Below are 1,144 nucleotides of genomic sequence, written 5' to 3' on the forward strand. Positions count from 1 at the left end.
CTCAGTACAGGACAAAAAAGTTGAAAAGAAGAACAGGATGGGGTTTCATCAGAATTGAGGATAGCCATCAGAAACCCCATGAACCAATATAGCGAATTAAAGAAAGCTCTCCAACCCCATTTGGGATGGCACGGAGCAAGAGTTTCGTTTCTTGCTCTGTTCTTGTTAGCATTGCTGAAAGTGAAAACGGTCAACCGAGCGTGAACTAGCATTGGGTTTCGAGTATTGGTTCGACCTCAGTCAAATTACAAACGACTGCAACGATTTTTTCGTGGGTTTGACTTGGACTACAAGGCGATTGGGAAAATCGTGGTCAGTTGGATGCAAATCCCCGAGCCTTGGATATTGAGTAATGACCGTACCACTTGGGAGTTGGGCAAACATTGCTACAATATTCTGACCTTAGGGATAGTCCATCAAGGAGTGGCATTTCCGGTGCTGTGGTGGATTCTTGATAAGAAAGGGAACAGTAATAGTGACGAGAGGATGAGGTTCATTGAGGAATTTTGCCAAATCTTTCCTGATGCTAGGATTTCCTTTGTGTGTGGGGATCGCGAGTTCGTGGGACAAGCCTGGGTGCGATACCTGCTACTAGAACCATCAATGGCTTTCCGATTGAGGATTCGAGCTACAGATCGGATTGAACGCAATGGGGTATCCTTGGCTGCTCGAGTGGTTTTTGCTCATCTACAGAAGGGTCAATCTCAAAGACTCAAGGGATTCTGTCGAGTTTGGGGGTGCCCCGTTAGTGTGGAAGCTCTACGTCTTGATGATGGCAAGTTGCTCGTTGTCATCAGTCCTGATGCGAGTGAAGAGCTTGTAAAAGATTATGCTTCCCGTTGGGGCATTGAGACTCTTTTTGGCATTTTCAAGACTCGTGGCTTTTGTCTCGAATCTACTCAAATGACCGTGCCAGAACGAAAGCGAAAACTTTTTGCTCTTTTAACCTTAGCTTTGTGTTGGTCGATGCTCACCGGAAAGCGTACTTCATCAGTTTCAACCTATTCCCATTAAGAATCACGGACGTAGGGCCAAGAGTCTTTTCCGTCTAGGTTTTGACCATCTGCGTCATCTTATCCTTAATCCTCAATCCCTTCATCAGTTCGACTTTCGGCAATCTTTACATTTTTTGTCCTGTACTTAG

Annotated in this window: 1 pseudogene; it reads left to right on the forward strand. The window is 45.3% G+C overall.

Features of this window, described 5'->3' with window-relative positions:
- The first annotated feature begins 78 nt into the window (after positions 1 to 78).
- A pseudogene (locus tag F6K46_RS39905) lies at positions 79 to 1,144 on the forward strand (IS4 family transposase).

Origin of the sequence: Moorena sp. SIO3E8 (genome assembly GCF_010692445.1) — a bacterium.
Classification (GTDB): Bacteria; Cyanobacteriota; Cyanobacteriia; order Cyanobacteriales; family Coleofasciculaceae; genus Moorena; species Moorena bouillonii.